Below are 24803 nucleotides of genomic sequence, written 5' to 3' on the forward strand. Positions count from 1 at the left end.
TTTTTTATTGGAATTATATCAAATTAAGTCAAACGGATTAGTTGAATTGATTTTTATAATTTCAATCTCCATATCTTTTATATTATCGTATAATGCTTCCGCAAAATATTTTTCACTTTCAAAATGTCCTACATCAATCAGACTGATTCCTCTCGCTTTTGCATCCATAGCTTCATGATACTTGATATCCCCTGTTAAAAAACAATCAGCTTTTATCTGGTCTAATAAGCTCATTCCGCTGCCTGTTGTAATTCCAACTTTTTTTACAAAATCATTGGCTTTTACTACCCGTATATATTTTAATTTCATTTTTTCTTTTATTAAGTTAACCAGTTTGTCAAATTTCATATAAACCTCACTGTAAAAAACAAAATCTTCCTGAAATCCTTCTATTTCTAAAATTTTTTTAGCAAAATAATTATTTAAATGTGTTTTGTCAAAATTGGTATGCATTGCAATTAATGAACAGTTTTTTTGAATAAGCTTAATTAAATATTTTGTAGAAAAAGAATTGAAATTTACTTTTTTTATACCTTTAAAAATTAATGGATGATGCGTAATAATCAATGAATTCGGCTTTAGTTTTTCTATTACCCCATCATCTATATCAAGGGAAATGTAAATTCTCTTAATCTTTTCATTTATACCAACATTTATCCCACTGTTGTCCCACTCTTCCTGAAGTGAAAAAGGGCTTATTTCATCCAAAAATTTATAGATATCCTTTAATTTCATATATTACCTTTCACTATTCACCACTTTCACTACTTTCACCATTTTCACTCTCCACATATTTCTCGGCCACCATTTTGGCAAGCTCTCTTATTTTTAAAATGTAATTTTGCCTTTCTGTTTGGGAAATAGCTTTTCTGGCATCCAACACATTAAACACATGACTGGCCATTATTGTATAATCATATGCAGGAAGCGCCAAATCGTTTTCTATACATTTTTTTACTTCATTCCTGCAGTCTTCAAACCATCTAAAAAGCATATCAACACTGGCCACTTCGAAATTGTATTTTGAAAATTCATATTCGCTTCTTTTGTGCATATCTCCGTAAGTTGTAGATTCATTCCATTTTATATCAAATACATTATCAACTCCCTGCAGATACATTGCAAGTCTTTCCGTACCATATGTGATTTCAACCGGCACAGGAAATGTTTTAATACCCCCGACTTGCTGAAAATATGTAAACTGGGTAACTTCCATACCGTCAAGCCAAACTTCCCATCCGAGACCCCATGCTCCGAGTGTGGGTGATTCCCAGTTATCCTCCACAAACCTTACGTCGTGTTCAGCAAGATTTAATCCTAAATATTCGAGAGATTCTAAATACATATCCTGGATATTCTCAGGACTCGGTTTCATAATAACCTGAAACTGATAATAAGCCCCCAGCCTGTTTGGATTTTCACCGTATCTTCCGTCTGTCGGTCTTCTGCTCGGCGCCACATATGCCACATTCCAAGCACCTTTTCCAAGACTTCTTAAAAGAGTTGCCGGATGAAACGTCCCGGCCCCACTTGGAAAATCATAAGGCATTACAATATTACAGCCTTTGTTTTTCCAGAATTCCTGAAGTTTCAAAAGTAAATCGCTAAAATATATCATTTCTCCTTATTTTACAAAATTTTTAATCTTAAAATATTTATCTCAATAGGTTTTAATGTTGTTCTTTTAAAAATTCTAAACCGAATTGAATAGTATTTTTGCAAATACCCCTTTTCCATTGTGGTTCATCATTATAAACAATCCCTACATATAACTCATAATTATTAAATTGTAAATTAAAATATTTTCTCAGAAATTGATTTTAATACTTCAATTGAATCTAAAATCTTTTTTTTTATTTCTTTTTATTTTTAAATTTTATTAAAAATAATTTTTTTTCATTTTCATCAAAAAATATTGTATCTACACTACTTGGTAAAGGATGTGAAAAAAAATTCTCCACGAAATAATCAAAATCAAACCCCATTGAAATTTGTTTCAAAACATTGAAACAATTTATCGAATTAGTTTCACATAATTTTTTTAAACAAAAAAACAATTCAGCCATTTTTTTCCATTAACTGTTAGAACCTTCTATTTTAATAATTTTTGCATATTCGCTTCTATAATATATGGAGAATGGGAATTAACAAGAATTGAAAAATAATTTTGTTTTACCATTTTTACGATTATCTTTGCATATAATAATTGCCATTTCGGATGTAAAAAAATTCCAAAACTTTTAATGCCTGTAGCAATCAATAATTTATATTTTTTTATTTAAAATCAAAAAATTTTAAACATATCAATTTTTTTAAAAATATTTTCAATTTCTTTTTTTTTATCAATACTTAAATTTTTATTTTTTTTTATTTTTTCTTTAAACTTATTAATATTTCTTTGATAAAAAATTTAAAAGATTTTTAAAATTCTTTTTCTAAAAGATTAACAAGAAGCCTCTGCACATTTCAGTAGTTTTTATTAAAGAAAACAAACTTTTCCCAACAGTACTTTTTCCTGTATCATTTTCCCCTGCTATCACAGTTAGTCCATTTAACCAATATTTTTAAGCTTTAAGTTCATTTCTCACCTTTCAATATTACATTGTCGCCTTTAATGCATCCGCATGCATTTGCTACTACACCGCATTTTACTTTAAACAGATAAAAGACTTCCCTTCCGCATTCACCAAACAAAACTTCAAAATTACCCATTCCCTTACTAATTATTAAATCAGCATTATAAAATATTTCCTTGCTTTTGGAATTTGCATATTTTAAACTAAATCCAGGAGTTCCTACTCCCGTATCAATAATTTCGGCAAAATTACTAATTTCAGAGCCTTTTAAATCATTAACGGTTATATCATTAATTATAGGCTTTCCTCTTACTAAATAATAAACTTTTATTTTTGGATATATTTTTTTAATCACCTTGATTAAAATTTCATCAAAAACATTTTCTCCCGCATTGTCTGCCAGATAACACAATGTTTTAGCCTTTTTTAATTTATTTTCTAATTTATTAAAATCATTATGGATAAAATTCATATTAAAAATATTTTCAATTTCTCTGTTTAAATCATACTCCTGGTTTACCCCCAAATCTATTATATTTCCCGCAATGGCAATCTTACAGGCATCGAAAAGAGGGTTTTTGGAATTTTTTAATTTTTCTTCCAAAACCGGTTTAAAATTTAAGGCCTCTTTTATTGAAATCTCTTTTTCTTTTTTAAAAGGGTCGTTTATATTTAATTTTTTTCTGATATATTCATAAACTTCTTTAGCGATATCGGGAGGGGTAAAAGATAAATCGTATTTGGATAAAATCAAAGCGACACCCCTTAATATATCACTTGCCTTATTTTCATCTAAATTAAGTCTTTTGGTGACATTCAAAGCCTGATTATAGATACATACGTAACAATCTCTTTTTATTTTCATTTAATTCCAAGCTCCTTTTTAATAGCCGCTTCATTAAAGCCGCAAATCCATCTGCTTCCCACCAAAATTACGGGCACCCCCCTGCATCCGTGCCTTTCACAGTCTTTGGCTGCTTTAGGGTCTTTACTTATATCAACTTTATTAAACCTGATTTTATTTTTTCTAAAAAACTGTTCGGCCCTGCTGCACCAGACACATCCAGGAGCCGTAAATAAAACCACTCTTTTTGCCATTTACACTCCTTTTTATATAATTTTAAATGTTAAATGTTAGATGTTAAATTCATAATTCAACATTTATTTTTCACTTTCTTTCTTAAGCACTCTTCCCCACATAAGTTTATATTTTTTCCTGCAAAATTCAAGCTCATCCTGAGTAATTTCAAGCTGTTTTTGAAGCCTTTCAATTGTAATTTTAGCTTCTTCGTAAATTTCCTGTAAAGAATAGATGGATTCTTTCAAAAATCTGTTTTCATCTTTTAGCGATTCAATGGTTTCATCTTTGCTCATAAGCACTTTTTCATGCATATTCAGAAATGTTGCCAATGTTTTTTTGGCTATGTCATTACTGTTTACAATTTCTATTTCATTTAAAGGCACTATTTGATTTGTGTTCTCCGCTTCTATATAAATAATACCCTCACTTTTTTTACATTTAAGTTTTTTTTCTTTGCATAAGGAAAAAATCTCTTTTTTACTTTTACCGCTTATTTTTTCAAATTCTTCGATTGTCAAAAGAGTTTTCATTAATCTAATTTCACCTCAACTTCTAATGAATCCATTTCAACTTTTTTAGCCTGTGAAATTCTGTCTTCTTCAAGTTTTGCATTCAGCTCTTCGTCACTCAAAGCCAAAATCTGAAGAGCTAAATATGCTGCATTTTTAGCTCCCGCTTTACCGACTGCAAGAGTCGCAACGGGCATACCGCCCGGCATCTGCACGGTAGAAAGAAGTGCATCGAGCCCGTCCATCATTCCGCTCGGCATTGGAACACCGATTACAGGTCTGGTTGTAATTGATGCAACAACACCTGCTAAATGTGCGGCCATTCCCGCCCCGCAGATAAAGACTTTAGCACCACGCTCTTCGGCATCTTTTACATACGCATGAGTCCTTGCGGGGGTTCTGTGGGCGGATGTAATCAATACTTCATAGGGAATTTGAAATTTTTCTATAACTTTTATTGCCTCTCTCATTATTTCATAATCGCTTTTACTTCCCATTAATACACTTATAAATTTCATATCTCTTCCTTTCTTAAAAACGTCAAATAAGGGAGTTTACACGGCAATTTTATCGGATTTAGATTACCGCTGTGAACACTGTCTAATTCTTTGTTGCCTTGTGTAATAATTTTATTTAATTTAAGTAGCCACCTGCCGTTTTCATTATAATTTTTACCTATTTCATTTTCACAGGGTGTAATTTTAACATTTTTTGGCAGTACTATTTCAAGCACATCGCCGGGATATGTTTTATATTTACACATGAAATGTCCGCCATCTTCTGTCACAACCCCGCTTACCTGCCAGTTTCCGGTGGTTAATGAAGTTTCCAGATTTTGGGTATCATTTCTAACATATGGTCTTTTAACAATATATGCATCACTTAAACCTCTGTTTTTAGTAGTTAAAATTTCATTCAAATATTTTTTGCATTCACATTTTCCACTGTTAAGATATTCATCTATGGCATTTCTGTAAGCTTTTGTTACAACACCGACATAATAAGGCGCTTTTGTTCTCCCTTCAATTTTCACCGAATCAATTACACCGGATTTTAAAATTTCAGGAATATGTTCAATCAGACATAAATCTTTTGCATTCATTATATACGTGCCCTCAGCATATTCTTCCAGTTTAAACAGTTTTCCTGTTTGGGGATTTTCTGCATAAAGCACATAAGGATATCTGCAGTCATTTGCACAGCTTCCTTTATTGGGGTTTCTTCCAAACTGAACGGCGCTGAGTAAACATCTCCCCGAATATGCAAAGCACATAGCCCCGTGGACAAATATTTCAATTTCAATTTCAGGCACTTTTTGTTTAATTTTTATCAAATCTTTTAATGTGGCTTCCCTTGCGGCAATTATTCTTTTAACCCCTAAATCCCTATATGCTTTGTAATCCCATGAATTCAAGGCATTTGCCTGGGTTGAAAGGTGAATGTCTATTTCCGGCGCTATTTCTTTTGCTTTATACAGCACCCCTAAGCTAGAAATTATAAAAGCGTCAACTCCTGTTTCTTTTAATTTTTTTATATGGGATTCTATAAGAGGCAGCTGATTTTCAAATGGAAAAGCATTTACGGTGGCATAAACTTTTACACCTTTTTTGTGGGCATATTCAATAGCTTCATTAAATGTTTCATAATCGAACTCTTTTCCGCTGTGACACCTCAGGGAAAAATGGCTAACCCCGGCATAAACGGCGTCCGCCCCGTAGGCAATGGCAATTTTTAATTTTTCAAAATCTCCGGCAGGTGCAAGCAGTTCCACTATTTGGCTCCGAATTTTTCAAGCAGTTTTTCAATATCTTCGTCACTCACCACTTCTTCTGTTTCATCCCCCTGAAGATGTCTTGCGCTTTTGACTCTTGCCTCATCTTCAATTTTTCCTTCAAAAAGCCTGTTCATATATTTTATAAGAGCCCTCATTATATTTATAACCCTTTCTATTTTTTGCCTGTGTATATCCTGATACTGCATAATATCCATTACGGTAAATATTTCATTTTCAGCCGATTCGTTTTCTTTTGAAATCTGCTCTGCGATTTTTATTATTTCTTCTAATTTTTGGAGTTCTTCTTCAAATTTTTTAATATGGGGAAACGTAGTGTGAAGTTTTGTAAAAAGAGCTTTTTCTTCAGTTAAAAATTCTATAATTTTTTTAATTTTTTCGTTTGTATCGCGTATTGCGGCGGAAATTTCATCCATTTTTTCCAAAATCTGCACCGCCTTTTCCTCACTCTCTTTTGTAACTTCGTCAAGCTGCGCCACAACTTTGTTTTTTGAATCCGCAGGAGGAGGAGTTATAGGCTCACCTTCATCAACATTTTCATTATCTTTAGTTTCTTCTTTTACTTCCTCTTTTTCTTCTGTTTTTGAATCTTCTGTTTCATCTATATTATCTATATCGTCTAAACCCCCCGCCATTAAAGCGTCTAATTCTTCCTGGGTCATAACTCACCTCATTTTTTTAATTAATTATATATAATTTCACTAAAAAAGGCAAAACATGCTTATTGATATTCACAACCACACACCCCTTTGTAATCACGCCACAGGCATCCCCGAAGAATTTATAAAAAAAGCGATAGATAAAGGAATAGATATATACGGTTTTGCAGACCATGCGCCGATGGATTTTGATAAAAAATACAGAATGGGCTTTGAAGATATGCCGAAATACGAAAATGAAATAAACGCTTTAAAAGAAAAATATAAAGACAAAATAAAAATTCTTTTAGGGTATGAAGTGGATTTTACGCCTTTTATTGATAAAAGAGTGCTTGAGAGAAAAGTGGATTTTTTAATAGGAAGCGTTCATTTTCTAAACAACTGGGGTTTTGATAATCCCGAATTTATTAAAGAATGGGGAAAAAGGGATATTGATGACGTTTATAAAGAATATTTCTCCAAAATAAAAGAAATGGCTGAATCTAAACTGTTTGACATAGTGGGACATCTTGACTTAGTGAAAGTTTTCGGCTTTAAACCTAAAAAAAATATAAAAGATCTGGCAAAAGAAGCGATAAAAGCCATTAAAAAATCCGATATGGCAGTGGAAATAAACACTTCAGGTCTTAGAAAAAAAGTAAATGAAATTTATCCGTCTGTTGAATTATTGAGAATAATTAAAGAAGAAGGAATAGATATCACATTCTCAAGCGATGCGCATAAACCTCAGGATGTAGGATACAAAATCACTCAAGCAGTAGAACTTGCAAAAAAAATAGGATTCAGTGAAGCTGTTTATTTTGAAAAGAGAAAAAAACAGAAAATTAAATTAACATAAATTTAAACTATTAGTATTAAACTAACAAAAAAAGGATATAAATGGTCTATTTAAGTCTTTTAATGGCTATAAGGTTTTTGGGGCTTTTTATTGTTATGCCGCTTTTATCGTTATATGCATTAAGTTTAAACGGGGCAAATGCGTTTAATGTGGGTGTGGCGATGGGGGCATATGCCCTTTCACAGGTTTTTTTACAGATTCCTTTCGGCAGATGGGCCGATAATTATGATAAAAAAAAGATTTTAATAACAGGCCTTTCATTGCTATTTTTGGGAAGCATAGTCTGTGCGTTTTCAACAGACATATATATGCTGATTTTTGGTAGGCTTTTACAGGGTGCTGGCGCAATAGGAGGTGTAATTCTGGCTTATATAGCGGATTTGACCGATGAAAACACAAGGGCAAAATCATTTGCAAAAATGGGACAGTTTATTGCCCTGAGTTTTGCGCTTTCTATGGTTTTGGGACCTACCGTAGGTGCAAAATGGGGGGTTGACAAACTGTTTTTACTGACCGCACTTTTAGCACTGTTTTCAATCTGGCTGGTTACCAAAAAAATTCCGAATCCACCAAAAATTGTCCATCATCAGGCAAAAGCCACTTTAAAAGAAGTCTTAACGCATAGGGAGCTTTTAAAACTTTTTTTCTCTGGTTTTATGCAAAAAGGTCTTATGACTGTCTTTTTTATGATTACTCCTATTGTTTTTACAAAAAATCTCGGCTGGGATAAAATGGATTTATGGAAAGTTTATATTCCGGCATTGATTATAGGTATTTTCGCACTGCCTCTCGGTGCAATTTTGGCTGAAAAAAAAGAAAAAGGGAAACTGGTTTTTATTTTAAGCGCCGGTTTAATAACGATATCTTTGTTTTTATATTCAATTGAAAATATTATCAGTGATTTTTTGGCGGTAATAATATTCTTTTTCGGATTCAATATGCTCGAGCCTGTTCTTCAAAGTTTTGTAAGCAAAGTGGCAAGGGCAAATCAGAAAGCAACCGCACTTTCAACATCAAACACTATTCAATATTTAGGAATTTTTTTAGGCGGCGCGGGGGCAGGTATTTTTATGAAATATAATTTATTAAATTTGTTTTTAATTTTAAGCGCAATTATCGGAATTTTATGGGTAAGCGCACTTATTAAAATGAAACCTGTTAAAAAATTTAAAATCGTGGAATATAAAGAATTTGATAAAGATTTTATAGAAGAGATTAAAACCGAACAAAATGTATATGATTTTTATGAAAAAAACGGTGTTTTGATAGTAAGATACATTTAATTGCTTAGGTGAATAGTGAGTGGTGAGTAGTGAGTTTTAGGCTGTCAAGTGGCTAAGTATCAAGTTAAGAATGTAAAGTAAAAAGTGAAATTTTACATTTTTAACTTTTCACTATTTATTATTTAAATCTCTACTCACAATTCACAACTCACAATTCACAACTCACCACTCACAACTCAAAACTCACCACTCACCGCTCTCACCACTCACTATATAATTGGAACGAAATTTGCTGCTTTTAAATAAAAAAGGCTTTAAATGTCAGCAAAAGTCGACGGTTTTGAAAAATTTTTGGCAATTATGTTTTTTACAATTTTTTATATGTTCATTTCTACCAATCTTTTTGCCGATAAAATTAAAAATATTTCATCAATAATAGGTGTAAGGGACAACCAGCTAATCGGGTACGGACTCGTTGTAGGATTAGACGGCACCGGAGATTCGACATCTTCAAAATTTACAAATCAGACCCTTTCAAATCTGCTTAAAAATGTAAATGTAAAACTTGACCCAAAAGACATAAAATCAAAAAATGTAGCTGCCGTAATGGTAACTGCAACCCTCCCGCCGTTTGCTAGGGAAGGAGATAAAATCGATGTGACAATATCTTCAATAGGTGACGCCACTTCTCTTGAAGGGGGAGTATTGCTTATTACACCGCTAAAAGGTGTAAACGGAAAAATTTATGCCCTGGCACAGGGGCCTGTAAGCATGGGAGGATTTAATCTAAAAGGAGGCTTAAAGCAAAAACATTTTACAACAACAGTAAAAATTCCAAACGGGGCTACGGTTGAAAGAGCGGTTGTATGGGATATATATCATCAGAATTTTGCCACTCTTTCACTTAAAAGAAGTGATTTTGATTTGGCTGTTAACATTCAGAATACATTAAATAATAAATTCCGCTCTCATGTCGCCGTTGCAGTTGATCCAAGAACAATAAAACTTAAAAAACCGCAAAAGCTTTCCATGCCGGAATTTTTGGCAGAGGTTGAGAATACCGATATCACTGCCCAAATGCCTGATGTTATTGTAATAGATGAAAGAACGGGAACAATAGTTGCTGGAAGTAATGTAACGGTAAAACCGACAGTTATTACTTACGGTGATTTTGTAATAAAAATTAAAAAAGAAACAACTATTTTAAATTTAACGCAGATGTTTCAAAAATTTAAAGCAACGCCGCAGGACATTATCGCTATTTTGGAAAACTTAAAAACCAGCAGCGCAATAAACGCAAAACTGATAATAAACTGATAATAAATCTTAGATGATGGATGTGTAAAATTTAAAAAGGAGAAGAAAATGAGCAATTACAATATAAACATAGGTATTCATCATAAAATAAATTTAAAAGAAAAAAATCTGAAAAAATTAAAACAAAACTGTAACGCATTTGAAAGTGAAATATTAAATTTTTTTTTAAAAAAAGCCTTAAAAGATGAATCAAAGCTTTTTCCCGAAACACCCGGGGAAAAAATTTACAAATCTATGCAAATAGAACAAATTTCAAAAGAGCTGGGCGGAAATTTCGGATATTCACAGCTTTTATTTAATTATTTAAAAAAAGATATTTAAAAAAATTTGAAATTTGCCGATATGGTTGGGTAGAATAACAATAAAAAAAGGTTTATAAATGATATCAAGAGTTGGAATAAATCAAACAAATTTAATATCTACCCAGCCAGAAAAAAAAGAAGTTAAAAAAACACAAAATTCTGGAAGGGTAGAAGAGATTAAAAAACAAATCGAAGCCGGAACATACAAAATAGACTTGGACAAAACAGCAAAAGCTTTAGCCAAAGCGCTTCTTTAATCTCTTCACCCTTCCCACAAAAGGAAGGGTTATGCTTACAAAAAAAATAAATGAAATAAATGATGTTTTAAACAATTTAATCTTTTTAACAAAAGAAGATATAACTGCTATAAAAAATGCAGACCACGAAACTATATTTTCACACACAAAAACAAAAGAAAATTTAGCCAAAAATTTTTCTTTTTTAAAAAGTGAAATAGATTCAATACTGCTAAGCAGAAACAAACCCATAGAAGAAATTTTTTCACCTCAGGAAGAAATTCTATTTGATGAATTCAGGGAAAATTTAAGCAAATTTAATTCCCTTCACAAAAAATTTTCTGTATTGGCCCTTGGTGTCGCAAATTTTTATAATGCACTTATGAATGAAATAAAAAATGAAAAACCTCTAAATTATAAAAATGAAAACATCTTAAATTCAAAACTCAGCTTAAAGGCATAAAATGGGAATTTCATCAGCTTTTAACATAGCACAGACCGGTCTAAACGCACATCAAAAGGCAATTGACGTAACCTCAAACAATATTGCAAACGCATCAAATAAGGCATATACAAGACAAAGGGCTGAATTTTCCACGCTTGGAGATGTAAACACCATCCCCGGCGATATAGGAATTGGGGTTCAGATAAAAAGCATTGTCCGGATAAAAGATATTTTTTTATTTAACAGGTTTACTCAAGCTTCGGCTAATTTACAGAATTTATCGGCTCAGGAAAAATACCTTCAGGAAATTTCAACATATTTCCCGGATACCACAGACAATGGTATATATAAAAATTTAAAAGATTTTTTTGATGCATGGCAAAATTTAGCATCAAACCCCAATGATTCAAGTGTAAAAGTAGATTTGGCATCAAAAACAAAAATTTTGGCTGATTCCATAAAACAGGTCAGAAATTCAATTACAGATATAAAGCAGAATATAAACAGCGAAATAAAAACGAAAACAGATGAAGCGAATGATATTATCAAAAAAATTTCCGAACTTAACAAAAACATATACGCAAATGAAGCAAACAATATTGACCATGCAAACGATTTAAGGGATGAAAGGGATAAACTTGAAAAAAGACTAAAAGAACTTTTAGATGTCAAAATTTATAAAAACGGATTAAAATCATTTAAAAGCGGGGGAAGTTCAAATATTGATTACGAAAAAAACTATTCCATTTCTCTTAGCGGATATCCTCTTCTTGACAATTCCACATATTATCCTATCAAACTGACGGACAATCACGGAGATGTGGATATAAATATTCAAAAAGAAGACCATACGCTCACTGATATTACAAATAATATAAACGGGGGTGAAATAGGAGGGCTGTTAAATATAAGAGGCAAAGAGATAAATGAAAAAGGTGAACCGACTGACGGAATAATAGGGGAAATTCTAAATAAACTCGATACTTTTGCAAGCAGCTTAATAAAAAATGTAAATTCTCTTTATTCCCAGGCGGCACAGTCGAATGCAGTGTCTGATCAGATAAATGTTCCAATAAGTATTTCCCATGATTTGGCCAACAAACCTTTAAGCTCTTTGAATAATATTTTATTACACCCTATAAGAAACGGAAAAATCACATTAAATATTTATGATGATAAAGGGAATTTTATTAAAAATATTTCAGTATCCGTTAACAAAAACGATTCATTAAACGATGTAATCAATAATATAAACAATGCTTTTAACTCAAACGGGATAACCGACACCCAGGCAAAACTCTTAAACGGGCAATTAAAATTTGTTAACAGTCAAAACGCTGAAGCTTCAAATGTATTGGTAAAAGATGACGGAAGTACGCTTTTTAGTGCAATGAATGAAATAGAATATCTGCCTATAAATAAAATAAATCAAACCCAACTTCCGCTTCCGATGGAAAACGGCTCTTTTGATTTAGTAGTATATAATGACAAAGGGAAAGAGTTAGCCAAAAGAAAAATTATTATCAACATGAATTCAAATGATCCTAAATATTCCACTATTGAGGGAATAGTTTCTCAAATTAATACACCAAATATCGACGATAACAACGACAATAATCCAGATAACGACGTTGACGATTACTATAACGCCGGTTATTTAAACGGAAAATTTATTCTTTCCAAAAAAACAGATGAAAATACATATGTGGGAATAGATGAAGACAGCGCAAAATTTGGAGGGGCTATTGGAATAAACAAATTTTTCACGGGAAACAACGCTGAAAATATAGATATAAAAAAAGAGCTTTACGAAACCCCGAGTAAAATTCAGGCAAATAAAACACCGAGCTCAGGAGACAATAAAATAGCGAATTCCATTTTACAGCTTCAGTTTGAAAAACTCAATTTTTATGAGAAAAACAATATTTCCAATGAAACTGTTTTTGAATATTACAGAAATATAACAGGAGAACTTGCCGATAAAACGAAAAACATATCTTCAAAAAAAGAAGTTGCCCAGACACTTATGACAAATATTTCAAACGAATATTACAGTGTCAGCGGGGTTAATATAGACGAAGAACTGATTAATCTGGAAAAATTTCAAAGAGGATATCAGGCAAATGCAAAAGTCATTACCACTATAAACCAGATGCTTGATAGCCTCTTTAATATCAGATAGATTTATCATAATCTATCTGAATAATATCTTCCAATAAATCCCATCCAAAATGCATAACATCAATTTCTGTTATTTTATCCAGATATTTTCCGTTATCATTCATAATGGTATATAATTCTGCCGTCATTTCGGACTTTGGATAAAAATTGCTCGCAACGACATCTTGTTTTTCCCCGTTCATTTCCACATTGTTTGGTAAAAGCAAATCACAAAATTTGTTATAAATTTCATTATCCGGTTTTTTAATGTCACAAGCGCTGTAGCCTATTTTTATTTCATTTATATCGGGATTTTTTTCATATTCAAAATATCCGTCGCCGTTTGTTTTTAAAAGCAGAATAATATCCCCCGTTTTAAAATTTTCATTTATTATTTTGTCAATATCTTTATTAATATAATCAATATCCTCCGCCGTAAAAATTTTATTTTCAATTTCTATTTCAATGCCCTCAGGATTGATTCCTGTCAAATCTTCATTTAAACTCAACGCTTCCGCTTCCCCGCTGTCAAGATAAGCCGCAACATTCTCTTTTAGTCTCTCAATTTCTTTTGAATCATCCAAATCGTAATCATCTAAATTTATAAGATATGAATAATCATAAATTTTAATAATATTCGTATCGCCTCTGATTATCATTTTGTCTCCTCTTTTTATATAATTATAACAAATTATCAAAGAGAAAAAATGGAAAAATTAAAAAAGAAATTAGACAGTTTGATAGATAACAATATTTATGAAATAAATGAAAAAAAACTCGATCCAATTATGATAGCCCAAAAACATAATGATGAATATATAGCGTTAACTGCAGCCCTCTTCTCCTACGGAAATGTAAAAGCCATTTTGAAATTTTTAAATTCAATTGATTTTAATTTTCTTGAAACAAAAAAAATACCGACAAATCTTTATTACCGTTTTCAGACCAAAGAAGACATATATCAGTTTTTTAAAGCATTAATCAGTATGAAAAAAGAATATTCTCTAAACGATTTGTTTTTAAAAGGTTATAAAAAAGAAAATAATGTAATTGATGGACTAAAAGAAATAATAAAAAAAATTTATGAAATTAATCCTTACAAATCAAAAGGATACGAATTTTTAATAGGCAAAATCCCAGGTAACAAAACCAAAGGTGTCAGCCCGTATAAAAGATGGAATATGTTTTTAAGATGGATGGTAAGAGACACTGAGCCTGATTTAGGATTATGGAAAAATGTTAAAAAAAGCGATTTAATTATTCCGCTCGATACGCATACCCATAAAGTTTCTTTAAAATACGGTTTATTAAAAAGAAAAACATATGATCTGGCAGCTGCTATAGAATTAAGTGAAAATTTAAAAAAATTTGATCCAACCGACCCTCTTAAATACGATTTTGCACTTTACCGAATAGGACAATTTAAAATAAATTTGTAAAAAAATTTAAAATTTATTTTAATTAAGCATTAAATTTGATACAATTACATAAAAAAGGACTTTATATGGAAGATAGAATTTGGCTGATTTTTGGATTTTTAGGCCATTCTCAGGAAGTTCAGCTAACAGTTCATGTTTTATTGGCGGCTTTTTTATCCGTTTTTGTTGCAAAACTTGCCACAAGAAATCTTCAAATTGTTCCAAACGGATGCCAAAATGTTATGGAAGCTGTAATTAACGGAATGCTATATGTAGGAGAAGATATTACAAACAAAAAAGTTGCAAGAAAATATCTTCCTCTTGCAGGAAGCCTTGCTATTTTTATTTTTATGGGTAACTTAATGGAAATAATCCCCGGATTCGAACCTCCTACCGGAAATGTTAATTTAACGCTTACCTTGGCATTAATCGTATTTTTTTATTATCATTTTGAAGGAATAAAATCTCAGGGAGTGGGACATTATATTGCCCATTTTGCAGGACCTGTAAAATGGCTCTCTCCCCTTATGTTCCCCGTTGAGGTAGTTTCTCATTTTTCAAGAATTATTTCCCTTGCATTCAGGCTTTTTGGTAACATTAAAGGTGACGATTTGTTTTTACTTGTTTTATTGATGTTGGCACCCTGGGTATTTCCTCTCGCAGGATTTGCCTTAATGAGCTTTTCTGCATTCTTACAGGCATTTATTTTTATGGTATTGACTTACGTATATATTTACGGAGCAGTAACAGGTCAGGAAGAAACACTCGAATAGGTAAAACCTATTCTTCTTCAATTTTATGCTAACTTATTTTATAACTGATCCCAAATATCCCCTTACAAATATATTTAACTCAATAAAAAAATATAAACCAAATTTTGTGTGTTACAGAAATAAAAAATATTTTGATGAAAATGAAATAATTGAATTTGTCAGTTTTGCCAAAAAATATTCAACTGTTTTTATAAATTATGATGATTTAAAAAATGATAAATTACTTCAATATTTTGACGGTATTCACTTTCCGACTTCTAAGATAAATTTAGCCCTAAATTATCCAGATAAATTAAAAATAGCTTCAGCCCATTCAATAGAAGAAGTAAAAAAAGCCAAAAATCTAGGATTTGATTATATTACTTTCTCTCCTGTATTTTATTCAAAAGGACGCAAAGGTGTAGGAATTGAAAAATTAAATGAAATTTGTGAAATTTTTCCAAACACCATAGCACTCGGCGGAATTATCAGCGAAAAAGAAGTAAAAGAAATTGAAAAATCAAAAGCCATTGGATTTGGTGGCATCAGATATTTTTTTCATTAAAAAATAAAATTCAATTTTTTCCTACTCACTACTCACCATTCACAATTCACTTTTACATCAACTACATTATCTTATGCAGTTTGTTTCCATTTTCCATCCAAATTCTGAGCTCGTCCCATTCACTGTTTTCTATTAAATTTTTTGCCAGTTTCAGCTCTTTTTTAAATGCTTCTATAGCCTTTAAAAGATTGCTTTTATTTTCTCTGAAAATGTCTTCCCACATTTTGGCATTGCTTTTTGCAAGCCTGCTCATATCTTTAAATCCACCTGCGGCAAGAGTAACAATATTTTCTCCCTCTTCCTGGTTTAAAACCGCATTTGCCAAAGAAAAACTTATGATATGCGGCATATGGGAAATAAAAGCCGCATGTCTGTCATGGGAAGAGGCTTTCATAAACTTTATTTTCATTTTTAAGTATTGGAACAAATCAATTGCCACTTCTTTTTGTTTTTTACCGCTATCTTCTATATCACAAACAACCATTATTTTATTTTCATACAAATCTTCTATTGCAGCGTTCGGGCCGGAATACTCCGTTCCGGCCATAGGATGGGAAGCAACCAGATTTTTTCTTATATTTTTTGGACACTCTTTTATGATTGTCTCTTTGGTAGAACCAAAATCTATAATACTCACATCATTTTTAAGCGGCATTTTCGAAAGTTCTTTTAATGCCGAAATAATCCCTCTTATCGGTACAGACAAAATAATAACGTCAGCTTTTATTAAATCAGAAAATTCAACTATTTCATCCACAAGGCCCAATGTTAAAGCCTCTTTTTGATGAAGGGGATTATGATCAACTCCTATAATTTTTTTGAAATAATTTTTTGAAGAAAGTGCGAAGCTCCCTCCCATTAGTCCCAAACCTACTACAGCGCAAACCATATAACCTCTTTTTGAAAAAATTATATCACATATTTGGTATAATTTCTCTTAATTTGAAAAAAGGATTATAATGAAGAAAATTATTTTTGCATCTTTACCTTTTATTTTATTTGCAAATATTAAAACAATAACTTATCAGGGTTTGATACATATATCCCCCGTTACGGCAAATACAATAATTTCTGTGCATCCTGGAGATGAATACAATATAAAAAAAATAGATGAAAGTATTAAAAAACTGTATGAGACAGGTTATTTTAAAAAAATAAAAGTTGATTACACCAACGATAAACTTACATTTATATGTCAGGAAAAACCAATTATTTCAAGACTGGAATTTGAAAACCTCTCAGAAGAACTTAAAAAACTTTTAAAAGAACAAAACATTCTTCCCAAAAAAGGAGAAATTTACAAAAAAGAAACTTTTGAAAAATTAAAAGATTTTATCGAACAATATTATCTGGCAAAAAAATATTTTAACACATATATCAATATAGAAAAAACCTATATCAGCCCCACAAAACTTTATATAAAAGTAATAATTGTAAAAGGTAAAAAAATAGATATAAAAGAGGTTAATTTCTACGGTGCAAAACAGATAGATAAAAGCGATTTAATTGATTTAACAGAAAATCAGCCAAAGACCTTCTGGTCATTTTTACCAATCTTTAATTCAGGCGAGCTTAATGTATTCAAACTGCCTGAAGACAAGAACAATATACAAAATTATTATTTCAATTTAGGCTATATGGACTCAAAAGTGTCCATGCCTCTGGCCAAGGCAAATATTGATGATTACAAAGCCGTAATTGATTATAAAATACACGAGGGGAAAAGATATAAGGTAAAAAAAATAAATATAGACTATCCTAAAAATATTAAAGTAAAAACACCTGAGCTTGAATTAAAGCCCGACAAATATTTTAATGTATCGGCTCTTAGGGAAGATTTAAAGAATATAACACATGCTTTTCAAAATATAGGTTACGCTTATGTAAAAGTATTCCCTGAAATTAAAAAGAAAGGGGAATTTGCTTTTATTACTTATAAAGTAATACCTGGTAAAATTGTATATATAAGAAATGTGACAATTTCCGGAAACACAAAAACACTTGACAGGGTTATAAGAAGAAATATTTTTATAGCACCAGGAGATAAATATTCTTACCAAAATATTACAGATTCAAAATACGCCCTTCAAAGAACGGGTTATTTAGAAGATGTAAAAATAGAAGAAAAAAAAGTATCAGACAATCAAATAGATTTAAACGTAAAAGTAAAAGAAGGCCTCAGCGGAACACTAAAAGCCGGTATCAGCTACGGAAGTTATTCCAAATTCGGTGTTTCTTTTTCTATTACGGAAAAAGATATTTTCGGAAGCGGACAAAAACTCTCAGCCAGCGCCGATTTATCAGCAACCAGTAAAACTTACGCTTTTTCATTATATAATCCAAGGGTGTTTGATTCAAAATTTTCAATGAACACATCTATTTTTAACAGTGAATTTCAAGGTATTTCATACACTTCCAAGAAAAAAGGGTTTACATTAGGCATCGGTAAAATGCTAAGCAGAAATTTAAATTCAAATATTACATACGGATTTACAAAAACAGAATTAACCAATTACGATCAAAATTTAACATATTTAAAACCGACCAGTACAAAAAGCTATGTTATCGGTTCGATAAGATACAATTCAACAGATAATTATTATTTTCCAACACTCGGAATGAATGCCGGTACAAGTGTTGAATATGCCGGGATCGGGGGAGATGAGAAATTTATAAAAACAATAGGCAGTTTTAAATATTTTTATCCTCTAAAAAATTCAACATATGAAACATATGCCGTATTAAAATACAGAATAAAAGCCGGGGCAATAAAAAACAATGGTTATTTGCCTATCGATGAAAAATTTTATTTAGGTGGTATAGGAAGCGTAAGAGGTTTTGCTTCTTATTCTATTTCTCCTAAAGACAGCAACGGAAATTATATAGGTGGTAAATATGAATTTATAACAGGGCCCGAAATTTCCACACCGATTAACAGAAAAATAAAACTCTGGGCCAGCGCTTTTGTTGATTACGGTGCTGTGGGAGAGAACAGCTTAAATATTTCAAGAGCGTCAGCCGGTGTTGCAATTAACTGGATAACTCCTGTAGGACCTCTTACTTTAGTGTTTGCAAAACCTATTAAAAAAGAAGAAGGGGATAACACCAAAACATTTGACTTTTCTATCGGGGCATCATTTTGAGTTAGCCCTGAACACATAAGCCAGAATTTCCGCCACAGCTTTGTATAATTTTGGCGGAATAATTTCATCCAAATCCACTAATTTATATAATTCTCTTGCAAGCGGCGGATTTTCCACAATCATTATTCCGTTTTCCCTTGCTATTTCTTTTATTTTTAGCGCCAGATGATTGGTTCCTTTTGCTATAACCCTAGGAGCTTCGTCTTTAGTTTTATCATACCTCAGTGCCACCGCATAATGGGTAGGGTTTGTAATCACAACATCGGCTTTTGGAACTTCGGCTATCATTCTTTTTCTTGCCATCTCTCTTTGGAGTTGCCTTATTTTGGCTTTTATTTCAGGATTTCCTTCGGTCTGTTTGAATTCATCTTTAATTTCCTGTTTACTCATTCTGAGAGACTTTTTATAAGAGTATCTTTGATAAATAAAATCTATCAGGGCAAACACAAAAAAAACTCCGAGCATAGCCATTATAATTAAAGCAGCTTTATTTTCAAGCCATTTAATCTGATTAAAAAAATCCATAAGTTCAAGATTTGGAATTTGGGTAAAAAATGTCATAAAAAGCCAAAAGCCCACCAAAAAAGAAATAAAAACCTTTAAAGTGGTTTTAACCCCTTCTACCATTTTTTTTAAAGAAAAAAGATTTTTAAGACCTTTAAAAGGGTTTAATTTATCAAATTTAGGAGTAATTGGTTTTGTGGTAAATAAAAAACCAAACTGGCTTACATTTGCCAAAATTCCAGCAATTACTACAACTAAAAAAATAGGAAACATTACAACAAAAAAATAAAAAGCGCCTTTTACCAAAATATTAAAAATCAGATTTTTATTAAATTCGACACCTATAAAAGAATAAAAATATTTAAAAAAATCTTCAAAATAAAAAGCAATATATTTAACATAAAAAAATAGAACCAATAATGCCAAAAAAAGCACAATAAAGCCTGCTGTTTCTATTGATTTTGCTACATTTCCCTCTTCTCTTGCTTTTTGAATTTTACGCGAGGTGGGCTGTTCGGTTTTTTCTTCGTCAGCCATTAACTGCCTTTTTTATTATAATTATACAAAAAGGTTTTGAATGAATATATTTATTTCGGCAGATAATACAAATTCCGGAAAAACATACACCGCTATAAAACTTATTGAAGCTCTTTCAAAAAAAGGGTATAAAGTAGGCGTTATGAAGCCCATTGAAACTGGAGTGGAAAAATATCCGGAAGATGGAAAAAAATTATTTGAAGCAGCATTAAAATACAATAAAAATTTAAATAACCTGACACTAAAGGATATTGTACCTATCCAGCTGCACCTTCCGGCAGCTCCAATTGTTGCGGGAGAGATTGATTTTGAAAAAATAAAAAAAGCTTATTATAAAATTAAACCATTATGTGATATTTTACTTATTGAAGGTGCCGGAGGTTTATTAGTTCCAGTAACAGAAAATTTTAAAATGCTAAATTTCTTAAATTTTTTTAATGCAAAACTTTTTTTAGTTATTTCAAGCCGTCTTGGAATGATTAATGATTTTTTATTAAATAAATTCTATTTGGAAAACAACAGTATTGATTATATCTGGGCTATTAATCTGTCTGATAAAAATTATTTTGATATATCCCATCCTTTTATGAAAAAATTCAATCCTATGTTTATTCAAAAAGATTTAGATAAAATAATAAAAAAATTATTAGGAGAATAAATGAACGAATTTGAAGTGGAATTAAAAACACATACAAAATATCTGCCTAAATTCGGAAGACTGATTGAGCTTAAAAAAGATTACGCAAAAGTAATATTGGATACCTCGGAAGAAATGGCTGTCGATGAGTACGGCTTAGTTCACGGAGGATTTACATTCTCGGCAGCTGATTTTTGTGCCATGGCCACTGTAAACGAACCTTATGTTGTACTGGTCAGAAGCCAAAATGAATTTTTGGCCCCTGTTAAAGTAGGTGAGAGTGTTGTATTTGAAAGTGAAGTAATGATGAAAGAAAAAAGAAAATGGGAAGTGAAAGTAACAGGAAAAATAGATGAGATTAAAGTTTTTGAAGGGATTTTCGGATGTGTTGTTTTAGATAAACACGTATTAAAGAAGAATGTATAATTATCTTCTTCTTCCTCTATTATATCTATTGCCTCTTTGATTCCTGTTTTTGTAATTTCTTCTGCCTGAATTAGAATTGGAGCTATTAAATTTTTCTCTTTCAATCAATCTTTTTGCCTCTTTTAAACTTTTGCCTATTCTTTCTTTTCCTTTTGCTTCTTTTTCAAAAAGCATGGCCGCAAATTTAGTTGCAATGGTGAATAAATCAAATTCATTTTGAAGTTCTTCTATGATTTCTATAGATTTCGGACTTGCGTCAATATTATTAATTTTTTCTATTATTTTTTTAATTTCTGTATTTTTAACATCTTCAAGTGTAGGTATTTCTTTAAGAGTTATTTTCGAAATTTTTTCTATCTTGCTAAGAGCTTTAAATTCATACGGAGTAACAAGCGAAATAGCCATCCCCTCTTTCCCTGCCCTTCCTGTTCTTCCAATTCTATGAACATAACTTTCAGGATCAAGAGGCAAATGATAATTAAACACGTGGCTTACGTCGTTAACATCAAGCCCTCTTGCAGCCACATCTGTAGCTACCAATATATCAAGTTTATTGGTTTTAAAATTTCTTATAATAGTTTCTCTTTTTCTTTGTTCCATATCTCCGTGAAGTCCGCTTGCATTTAATCCAATGCCCTTTAAATATTCTGCAACATCATCCACATCCCTTTTTGTTCTACAAAATACTATAGCCTTGCTTGGGGCTTTATAATCAATAAGTCTGATTAACGCGTCTTTTCTTTCATGCTCATCAATAACATAACAATATTCTTTAATATTTTCATTTGTTACGTTTTGTTTTGTAATTTTTACAAATTCAGGCTCTTTTAAAAATGTTTTTGCAAGGTTTAAAATCTCTTTTGGCATTGTTGCGCTGAAAAGCAGTTTTTGGGCATCATTTGGCACAAATTTGAAAATTTCTTTTATATCGTCCAAAAAGCCCATATCAAGCATTTCATCCGCTTCATCAAGCACTACAAATTTAGGAGCTATATCTATTCTTCCGCTGTTAAGTAAATCAATAAGCCTTCCCGGAGTCGCAACTATTACCTGAGAAGTTTTTATCTGTGAAATCTGTCTATTGTAACTGCTTCCTCCGTATACACTGGCTGTATGAATTCCCAAATCTCTGCCGTATCTAAATATTTCTTCACTTACCTGAATGGCAAGTTCTCTTGTAGGGGTTACAATTAATGCTTTCTCCCCTTTCTTAAGCATATTCAAAATAGGAAGTCCGAATGCAGCCGTTTTACCGGTTCCTGTCTGGGCCTGTGCCACTATATCTTTTCCTTCTAAAATCAGGGGGATCGCTTTTTCCTGAATAGGAGAAGGTTTTTCAAATCCAATCTCACTTAATCTATGCAATAATTCTTTTTTTAAATTAAAATCGCTAAAATTCATCTGTTTCCTTTTTATTTTTAATGACAATACAACTTATAATTAATATAGGTGTTTGTAAAATAGGGAGGATAAGGCACAATGGCAGAAAAATTTTTAATCTCTCCGGGAATCAAATTTTTTACAATTATTCTTGTCGCTTTAATAGTATTTGGCTTTTGCTGCTGTTTTTCTTTTGCTCCAAATATACTAAGGCCTCCAGGTTTAAAAAAAGTTCCTTTTGGAACCTTTCCGCCCCATCCGTTATTTACAAGTTTTATTTCAAGCTTGCAATAATTTATTTTAAATTTACCTATATTTTTAACTTTACCTTTAACTACTAACGTTTCATTGATAAGCACTCTTCTGTTTCTAACATCAATCAGTTCGGCTTTTTTGGTATATTTTTCCAAAATAATAATACTAAGTACCGCACCAAAAGACGTAACCAAAAAAGAAGCAAATATCATACTTATAACAAGCCCGGTTTTATTACCGGCAGCTTTAATGGATAAAAAAGTCAAAAATATAAATAAAATTAAAAAAAAAGCCAGGCTCAGCCAGTGAAGAAATGTAAAATAGGGAATCATTTTTTTCGGTTCCTTTTTTCTTCTATACCGCTTACGCCTTCTCTTCTTTTCAGCTCTTCCAAAATAGCCTCCGGATGTATATTTTTATACGCCAGAGCCACTAAAGCATGAAAAGCCAAATCAGCAGCTTCATAAATTATTTCATCTTTTTTATCATCTTTAATAGCAAAACAAAATTCACCTGCTTCTTCAACAACTTTTTTAAGTATTGTGTTTTCACCTTTTTTGTATAAAGAGGCTACATAAGAAGTTTTGGGCGAAGCGTTTTTTCTATCAAGTAAAGTATGATAAAGCTTATCTGTGAAATTATACTCTATTTCTTCCTCTTTGTCGAGTATTATTTCACCGCTGTCCAATTTGGTAAAAAAACATGATTTCCTGCCTGTATGACAGGCAACTCCGTTTTGTTTCACTTTAAGTAAAAGTGTATCATTGTCACAGTCAAGCAAAATTTCTTTAACTTCCTGGGTATTGCCGCTGCTTTCCCCTTTTTTCCAGAGTTTATTTCTTGATCGGGAAAAATAGTGGGCAAACCCTGTTTTTTGGGTAAGTTCAAGCGCTTCTTTATTCATATACGCAAGCATTAAAACCTCATTTGTATCCGCTTCCTGAACTATTACAGGCACAAGCCCCCCGTTTTTTTCAAAATCAACTTTATTTACCATTACTCAAAGCCTTTTTTTTATCATCGATATTCATCCATATATTAGGAACTGCCCCACCAGGGGTTAAGAATATCTTTACATTAGGATTGACTTTAAGCGCATCGTTAAATTTGCCCTGAACTTCTATTTCTTTAAGTTTTAACAAATTATTTGTAAGTGATTTAGAAATAATTATATTTGCTTTTGCTTCAGCGCTGGCTTCAATAAGTTTTGCATCAGCTTTCCCCTGGGCTTCTATTTTTGCCGCATTGGCTTTACCCTGGGCTATTGCCGCTTGTTTCTGGGCTTCCTGCTCGGCTCTTAACACTTCATATTTTGCCCTTTCGGATTCTTGTTTTGCAATTTGAACCCTTTCTATCTGTTTTCTTATATTTTCAGGCAAAACAATATCCCTTAATTGAAAACTTTCAAAAATAACAGGTTTATGGTCTATTTTATTTAACGTGTCTCTTATTTGTGTTTCTATCTGCATGGCAATTTCATTTCTTTTTACAGGTAAATCTTCGGCCGGGTATTTTCCTATTACATTTCTTACCACATCTCTTACTATAGGATTAATTATTTTATCTTCCCAGTTCAGACCGTATGTTTTTATGGTGTAAGCCGCTTCATCGGGGTTTATCCTGTAACTGACAGAAAGTTCAACCGTAATAGGCAAACCTCTTGCATCAAGCACGTTAATAGCGGGATAAACTTTTATTGTTCCGTATCTGTCGGGCATAGTTCCGGCTTCTTGTATTCTTTTATAACTTATCATATGAACCTTGGTATCTACAATAATCACCTTTTGAATAACAGGGACATAAAAATGCATTCCGGGATATAGCGGCTCTTTGGAAAATTTTCCTGTCGTGGACAAAATACCGATTTCTCCTTCGTTTACAATAATCCAAGGTCTGAATAAAATTCCAAAAACAATGATTATCCCTATTATTATTAAAGCGAGACCGCTGCCTCCTTTTATAAATTTCGGAGGTTCAAACTTCGGAGGTTCGAAACCCGGTTTTTTGTTATTGTTTTTATTCATCCAATCATTTAAATCAGCAGGCAT

Annotated in this window: 29 protein-coding genes; 13 read left to right on the plus strand and 16 right to left on the minus strand. The window is 31.8% G+C overall.

What is annotated here, in order from left to right:
• Positions 1-18 precede the first annotated feature (18 nt).
• From DZ65_RS0103270 to DZ65_RS0103310, 9 genes are all read right to left on the minus strand, one after another.
• Positions 19-735 carry a Nif3-like dinuclear metal center hexameric protein gene (locus tag DZ65_RS0103270; RefSeq protein ID WP_024791202.1) on the minus strand — a complete coding sequence of 239 codons (717 nt, stop codon included), beginning with the start codon at positions 733-735 and terminating at the stop codon, positions 19-21.
• Positions 736-748: 13 nt separating this feature from the next.
• Positions 749-1618 (minus strand): glycine--tRNA ligase subunit alpha, encoded by an 870-nt coding sequence (gene glyQ, locus DZ65_RS0103275; protein ID WP_024791203.1) that lies wholly within the window; start codon positions 1616-1618, stop codon positions 749-751.
• Between the two features lie 235 nt (positions 1619-1853).
• A complete protein-coding gene (locus DZ65_RS0103280; protein ID WP_024791204.1) occupies positions 1854-2066 on the minus strand; it encodes a hypothetical protein in 213 nt (70 codons plus the stop codon).
• A 511-nt stretch (positions 2067-2577) separates the two neighbouring features.
• On the minus strand, positions 2578-3441 hold the full coding sequence (locus DZ65_RS0103285) for a DUF89 domain-containing protein (RefSeq protein WP_024791205.1): 864 nt from the start codon (positions 3439-3441) through the stop codon (positions 2578-2580).
• Complete coding sequence (locus DZ65_RS0103290) at positions 3438-3674, minus strand: glutaredoxin family protein (protein ID WP_024787244.1); 237 nt, start codon at positions 3672-3674, stop codon at positions 3438-3440. The genes DZ65_RS0103285 and DZ65_RS0103290 overlap by 4 nt, the downstream gene beginning before the upstream one ends.
• A gap of 63 nt (positions 3675-3737) precedes the next feature.
• Entirely contained in the window at positions 3738-4187 is a 450-nt protein-coding gene (locus DZ65_RS0103295; RefSeq protein WP_024787245.1) for a DUF3972 domain-containing protein, read from the minus strand.
• Positions 4187-4684 carry a 5-(carboxyamino)imidazole ribonucleotide mutase gene (purE, locus tag DZ65_RS0103300; RefSeq protein ID WP_024791206.1) on the minus strand — a complete coding sequence of 166 codons (498 nt, stop codon included), beginning with the start codon at positions 4682-4684 and terminating at the stop codon, positions 4187-4189. Before purE ends, DZ65_RS0103295 begins: the two co-directional genes overlap by 1 nt.
• Positions 4681-5937, minus strand: a complete 1257-nt coding sequence (locus DZ65_RS0103305) for a peptidase U32 family protein (protein WP_201767788.1) — start codon at positions 5935-5937, stop codon at positions 4681-4683. Before DZ65_RS0103305 ends, purE begins: the two co-directional genes overlap by 4 nt.
• Positions 5937-6620 carry a hypothetical protein gene (locus DZ65_RS0103310; protein ID WP_024787248.1) on the minus strand — a complete coding sequence of 228 codons (684 nt, stop codon included), beginning with the start codon at positions 6618-6620 and terminating at the stop codon, positions 5937-5939. The genes DZ65_RS0103305 and DZ65_RS0103310 overlap by 1 nt, the downstream gene beginning before the upstream one ends.
• Before the next feature lie 55 nt (positions 6621-6675).
• Here DZ65_RS0103310 and DZ65_RS0103315 point away from each other — a divergent pair, with 55 nt between their 5' ends.
• The 7 genes from DZ65_RS0103315 (at position 6676) to flgK (ending at position 13160) form a co-directional block, all read left to right on the plus strand.
• Entirely contained in the window at positions 6676-7455 is a 780-nt protein-coding gene (locus DZ65_RS0103315; protein WP_024787249.1) for a histidinol-phosphatase, read from the plus strand.
• Between the two features lie 41 nt (positions 7456-7496).
• Positions 7497-8738 carry an MFS transporter gene (locus tag DZ65_RS0103320; RefSeq protein ID WP_024787250.1) on the plus strand — a complete coding sequence of 414 codons (1242 nt, stop codon included), beginning with the start codon at positions 7497-7499 and terminating at the stop codon, positions 8736-8738.
• A gap of 258 nt (positions 8739-8996) precedes the next feature.
• Positions 8997-9995: a flagellar basal body P-ring protein FlgI gene (locus DZ65_RS0103325; protein WP_084021776.1), complete on the plus strand. Its 999-nt coding sequence runs from the start codon at positions 8997-8999 to the stop codon at positions 9993-9995.
• A gap of 48 nt (positions 9996-10043) precedes the next feature.
• Positions 10044-10316, plus strand: coding sequence for a rod-binding protein (locus DZ65_RS0103330; protein ID WP_024787252.1), 273 nt, complete (start codon positions 10044-10046; stop codon positions 10314-10316).
• A gap of 58 nt (positions 10317-10374) precedes the next feature.
• Positions 10375-10554: a flagellar biosynthesis anti-sigma factor FlgM gene (locus tag DZ65_RS0103335; protein WP_024787253.1), complete on the plus strand. Its 180-nt coding sequence runs from the start codon at positions 10375-10377 to the stop codon at positions 10552-10554.
• A 31-nt stretch (positions 10555-10585) separates the two neighbouring features.
• Entirely contained in the window at positions 10586-10996 is a 411-nt protein-coding gene (locus tag DZ65_RS0103340) for a hypothetical protein (protein ID WP_024787254.1), read from the plus strand.
• A 1-nt stretch (position 10997) separates the two neighbouring features.
• Positions 10998-13160 carry a flagellar hook-associated protein FlgK gene (flgK, locus tag DZ65_RS0103345; protein ID WP_024789456.1) on the plus strand — a complete coding sequence of 721 codons (2163 nt, stop codon included), beginning with the start codon at positions 10998-11000 and terminating at the stop codon, positions 13158-13160.
• Here the strand turns inward: flgK and DZ65_RS0103350 are convergent.
• Positions 13153-13797: a hypothetical protein gene (locus tag DZ65_RS0103350; RefSeq protein ID WP_024787255.1), complete on the minus strand. Its 645-nt coding sequence runs from the start codon at positions 13795-13797 to the stop codon at positions 13153-13155. The two genes, flgK and DZ65_RS0103350, sit on opposite strands and share 8 nt — an antisense overlap.
• A gap of 48 nt (positions 13798-13845) precedes the next feature.
• Here DZ65_RS0103350 and DZ65_RS0103355 point away from each other — a divergent pair, with 48 nt between their 5' ends.
• The 3 genes from DZ65_RS0103355 (at position 13846) to DZ65_RS0103365 (ending at position 15873) form a co-directional block, all read left to right on the plus strand.
• A complete protein-coding gene (locus tag DZ65_RS0103355) occupies positions 13846-14577 on the plus strand; it encodes a TIGR02757 family protein (protein ID WP_024787256.1) in 732 nt (243 codons plus the stop codon).
• Positions 14578-14642: 65 nt separating this feature from the next.
• On the plus strand, positions 14643-15329 hold the full coding sequence (locus DZ65_RS0103360; RefSeq protein ID WP_024789458.1) for a F0F1 ATP synthase subunit A: 687 nt from the start codon (positions 14643-14645) through the stop codon (positions 15327-15329).
• Positions 15330-15354: 25 nt separating this feature from the next.
• Positions 15355-15873 carry a thiamine phosphate synthase gene (locus DZ65_RS0103365; RefSeq protein WP_024787258.1) on the plus strand — a complete coding sequence of 173 codons (519 nt, stop codon included), beginning with the start codon at positions 15355-15357 and terminating at the stop codon, positions 15871-15873.
• 61 nt (positions 15874-15934) lie between these two features.
• Here DZ65_RS0103365 and DZ65_RS0103370 read toward each other — a convergent pair whose 3' ends face one another.
• Positions 15935-16762, minus strand: coding sequence for a prephenate dehydrogenase (locus tag DZ65_RS0103370; protein WP_024787259.1), 828 nt, complete (start codon positions 16760-16762; stop codon positions 15935-15937).
• 70 nt (positions 16763-16832) lie between these two features.
• Here DZ65_RS0103370 and bamA point away from each other — a divergent pair, with 70 nt between their 5' ends.
• Positions 16833-19016: an outer membrane protein assembly factor BamA gene (bamA, locus tag DZ65_RS0103375; protein WP_024790722.1), complete on the plus strand. Its 2184-nt coding sequence runs from the start codon at positions 16833-16835 to the stop codon at positions 19014-19016.
• Here bamA and flhB read toward each other — a convergent pair.
• Entirely contained in the window at positions 19008-20057 is a 1050-nt protein-coding gene (gene flhB, locus DZ65_RS0103380) for a flagellar biosynthesis protein FlhB (protein ID WP_024787261.1), read from the minus strand. The genes bamA and flhB overlap by 9 nt on opposite strands.
• A gap of 40 nt (positions 20058-20097) precedes the next feature.
• Between flhB and bioD the strand changes: the two genes are divergently transcribed.
• Positions 20098-20715 carry a dethiobiotin synthase gene (bioD, locus tag DZ65_RS0103385; protein ID WP_024787262.1) on the plus strand — a complete coding sequence of 206 codons (618 nt, stop codon included), beginning with the start codon at positions 20098-20100 and terminating at the stop codon, positions 20713-20715.
• A complete protein-coding gene (locus tag DZ65_RS0103390) occupies positions 20716-21120 on the plus strand; it encodes a hotdog domain-containing protein (protein ID WP_084021777.1) in 405 nt (134 codons plus the stop codon). It abuts the gene before it with no gap.
• On the opposite strand, the gene DZ65_RS0103395 is transcribed toward DZ65_RS0103390, so the two are convergent.
• The 4 genes from DZ65_RS0103395 to DZ65_RS0103410 are packed head-to-tail and all read right to left on the minus strand — an operon-like array spanning position 21121 to position 24803.
• Positions 21121-22521: a DEAD/DEAH box helicase gene (locus DZ65_RS0103395; protein ID WP_024787264.1), complete on the minus strand. Its 1401-nt coding sequence runs from the start codon at positions 22519-22521 to the stop codon at positions 21121-21123.
• Positions 22522-22538: 17 nt separating this feature from the next.
• Positions 22539-23087, minus strand: coding sequence for a DUF2393 family protein (locus tag DZ65_RS0103400; RefSeq protein WP_024790723.1), 549 nt, complete (start codon positions 23085-23087; stop codon positions 22539-22541).
• Positions 23084-23752, minus strand: a complete 669-nt coding sequence (gene hisIE / locus DZ65_RS0103405) for a bifunctional phosphoribosyl-AMP cyclohydrolase/phosphoribosyl-ATP diphosphatase HisIE (protein ID WP_024787265.1) — start codon at positions 23750-23752, stop codon at positions 23084-23086. Before hisIE ends, DZ65_RS0103400 begins: the two co-directional genes overlap by 4 nt.
• Entirely contained in the window at positions 23742-24803 is a 1062-nt protein-coding gene (locus tag DZ65_RS0103410) for a prohibitin family protein (protein WP_024790724.1), read from the minus strand. The genes hisIE and DZ65_RS0103410 overlap by 11 nt, the downstream gene beginning before the upstream one ends.

It is taken from the genome of Lebetimonas sp. JS032 (assembly GCF_000523315.1).
Taxonomy (GTDB): domain Bacteria; phylum Campylobacterota; class Campylobacteria; order Campylobacterales; family Nautiliaceae; genus Lebetimonas.

Bases quoted from the DNA above. Each gene is read 5' to 3' on its own strand.
- DZ65_RS0103330 (WP_024787252.1), top strand. From the start codon at position 10,044: ATGAGCAATTACAATATAAACATAGGTATTCATCATAAAATAAATTTA.
- DZ65_RS0103390 (WP_084021777.1), top strand. From the start codon at position 20,716: ATGAACGAATTTGAAGTGGAATTAAAAACACATACAAAATATCTGCCT.
- DZ65_RS0103295 (WP_024787245.1), bottom strand. From the start codon at position 4,187: ATGAAAACTCTTTTGACAATCGAAGAATTTGAAAAAATAAGCGGTAAA.
- flhB (WP_024787261.1), bottom strand. From the start codon at position 20,057: ATGGCTGACGAAGAAAAAACCGAACAGCCCACCTCGCGTAAAATTCAA.
- purE (WP_024791206.1), bottom strand. From the start codon at position 4,684: ATGAAATTTATAAGTGTATTAATGGGAAGTAAAAGCGATTATGAAATA.
- DZ65_RS0103290 (WP_024787244.1), bottom strand. From the start codon at position 3,674: ATGGCAAAAAGAGTGGTTTTATTTACGGCTCCTGGATGTGTCTGGTGC.
- DZ65_RS0103320 (WP_024787250.1), top strand. From the start codon at position 7,497: ATGGTCTATTTAAGTCTTTTAATGGCTATAAGGTTTTTGGGGCTTTTT.
- DZ65_RS0103400 (WP_024790723.1), bottom strand. From the start codon at position 23,087: ATGATTCCCTATTTTACATTTCTTCACTGGCTGAGCCTGGCTTTTTTT.
- DZ65_RS0103280 (WP_024791204.1), bottom strand. From the start codon at position 2,066: ATGGCTGAATTGTTTTTTTGTTTAAAAAAATTATGTGAAACTAATTCG.
- DZ65_RS0103325 (WP_084021776.1), top strand. From the start codon at position 8,997: ATGTCAGCAAAAGTCGACGGTTTTGAAAAATTTTTGGCAATTATGTTT.
- DZ65_RS0103360 (WP_024789458.1), top strand. From the start codon at position 14,643: ATGGAAGATAGAATTTGGCTGATTTTTGGATTTTTAGGCCATTCTCAG.
- DZ65_RS0103315 (WP_024787249.1), top strand. From the start codon at position 6,676: ATGCTTATTGATATTCACAACCACACACCCCTTTGTAATCACGCCACA.
- DZ65_RS0103365 (WP_024787258.1), top strand. From the start codon at position 15,355: ATGCTAACTTATTTTATAACTGATCCCAAATATCCCCTTACAAATATA.
- bamA (WP_024790722.1), top strand. From the start codon at position 16,833: ATGAAGAAAATTATTTTTGCATCTTTACCTTTTATTTTATTTGCAAAT.
- DZ65_RS0103270 (WP_024791202.1), bottom strand. From the start codon at position 735: ATGAAATTAAAGGATATCTATAAATTTTTGGATGAAATAAGCCCTTTT.
- DZ65_RS0103410 (WP_024790724.1), bottom strand. From the start codon at position 24,803: ATGCCTGCTGATTTAAATGATTGGATGAATAAAAACAATAACAAAAAA.
- bioD (WP_024787262.1), top strand. From the start codon at position 20,098: ATGAATATATTTATTTCGGCAGATAATACAAATTCCGGAAAAACATAC.
- DZ65_RS0103350 (WP_024787255.1), bottom strand. From the start codon at position 13,797: ATGATAATCAGAGGCGATACGAATATTATTAAAATTTATGATTATTCA.
- DZ65_RS0103395 (WP_024787264.1), bottom strand. From the start codon at position 22,521: ATGAATTTTAGCGATTTTAATTTAAAAAAAGAATTATTGCATAGATTA.
- glyQ (WP_024791203.1), bottom strand. From the start codon at position 1,618: ATGATATATTTTAGCGATTTACTTTTGAAACTTCAGGAATTCTGGAAA.
- DZ65_RS0103340 (WP_024787254.1), top strand. From the start codon at position 10,586: ATGCTTACAAAAAAAATAAATGAAATAAATGATGTTTTAAACAATTTA.
- DZ65_RS0103370 (WP_024787259.1), bottom strand. From the start codon at position 16,762: ATGGTTTGCGCTGTAGTAGGTTTGGGACTAATGGGAGGGAGCTTCGCA.
- DZ65_RS0103285 (WP_024791205.1), bottom strand. From the start codon at position 3,441: ATGAAAATAAAAAGAGATTGTTACGTATGTATCTATAATCAGGCTTTG.
- flgK (WP_024789456.1), top strand. From the start codon at position 10,998: ATGGGAATTTCATCAGCTTTTAACATAGCACAGACCGGTCTAAACGCA.
- DZ65_RS0103335 (WP_024787253.1), top strand. From the start codon at position 10,375: ATGATATCAAGAGTTGGAATAAATCAAACAAATTTAATATCTACCCAG.
- DZ65_RS0103310 (WP_024787248.1), bottom strand. From the start codon at position 6,620: ATGACCCAGGAAGAATTAGACGCTTTAATGGCGGGGGGTTTAGACGAT.
- DZ65_RS0103355 (WP_024787256.1), top strand. From the start codon at position 13,846: ATGGAAAAATTAAAAAAGAAATTAGACAGTTTGATAGATAACAATATT.
- hisIE (WP_024787265.1), bottom strand. From the start codon at position 23,752: ATGGTAAATAAAGTTGATTTTGAAAAAAACGGGGGGCTTGTGCCTGTA.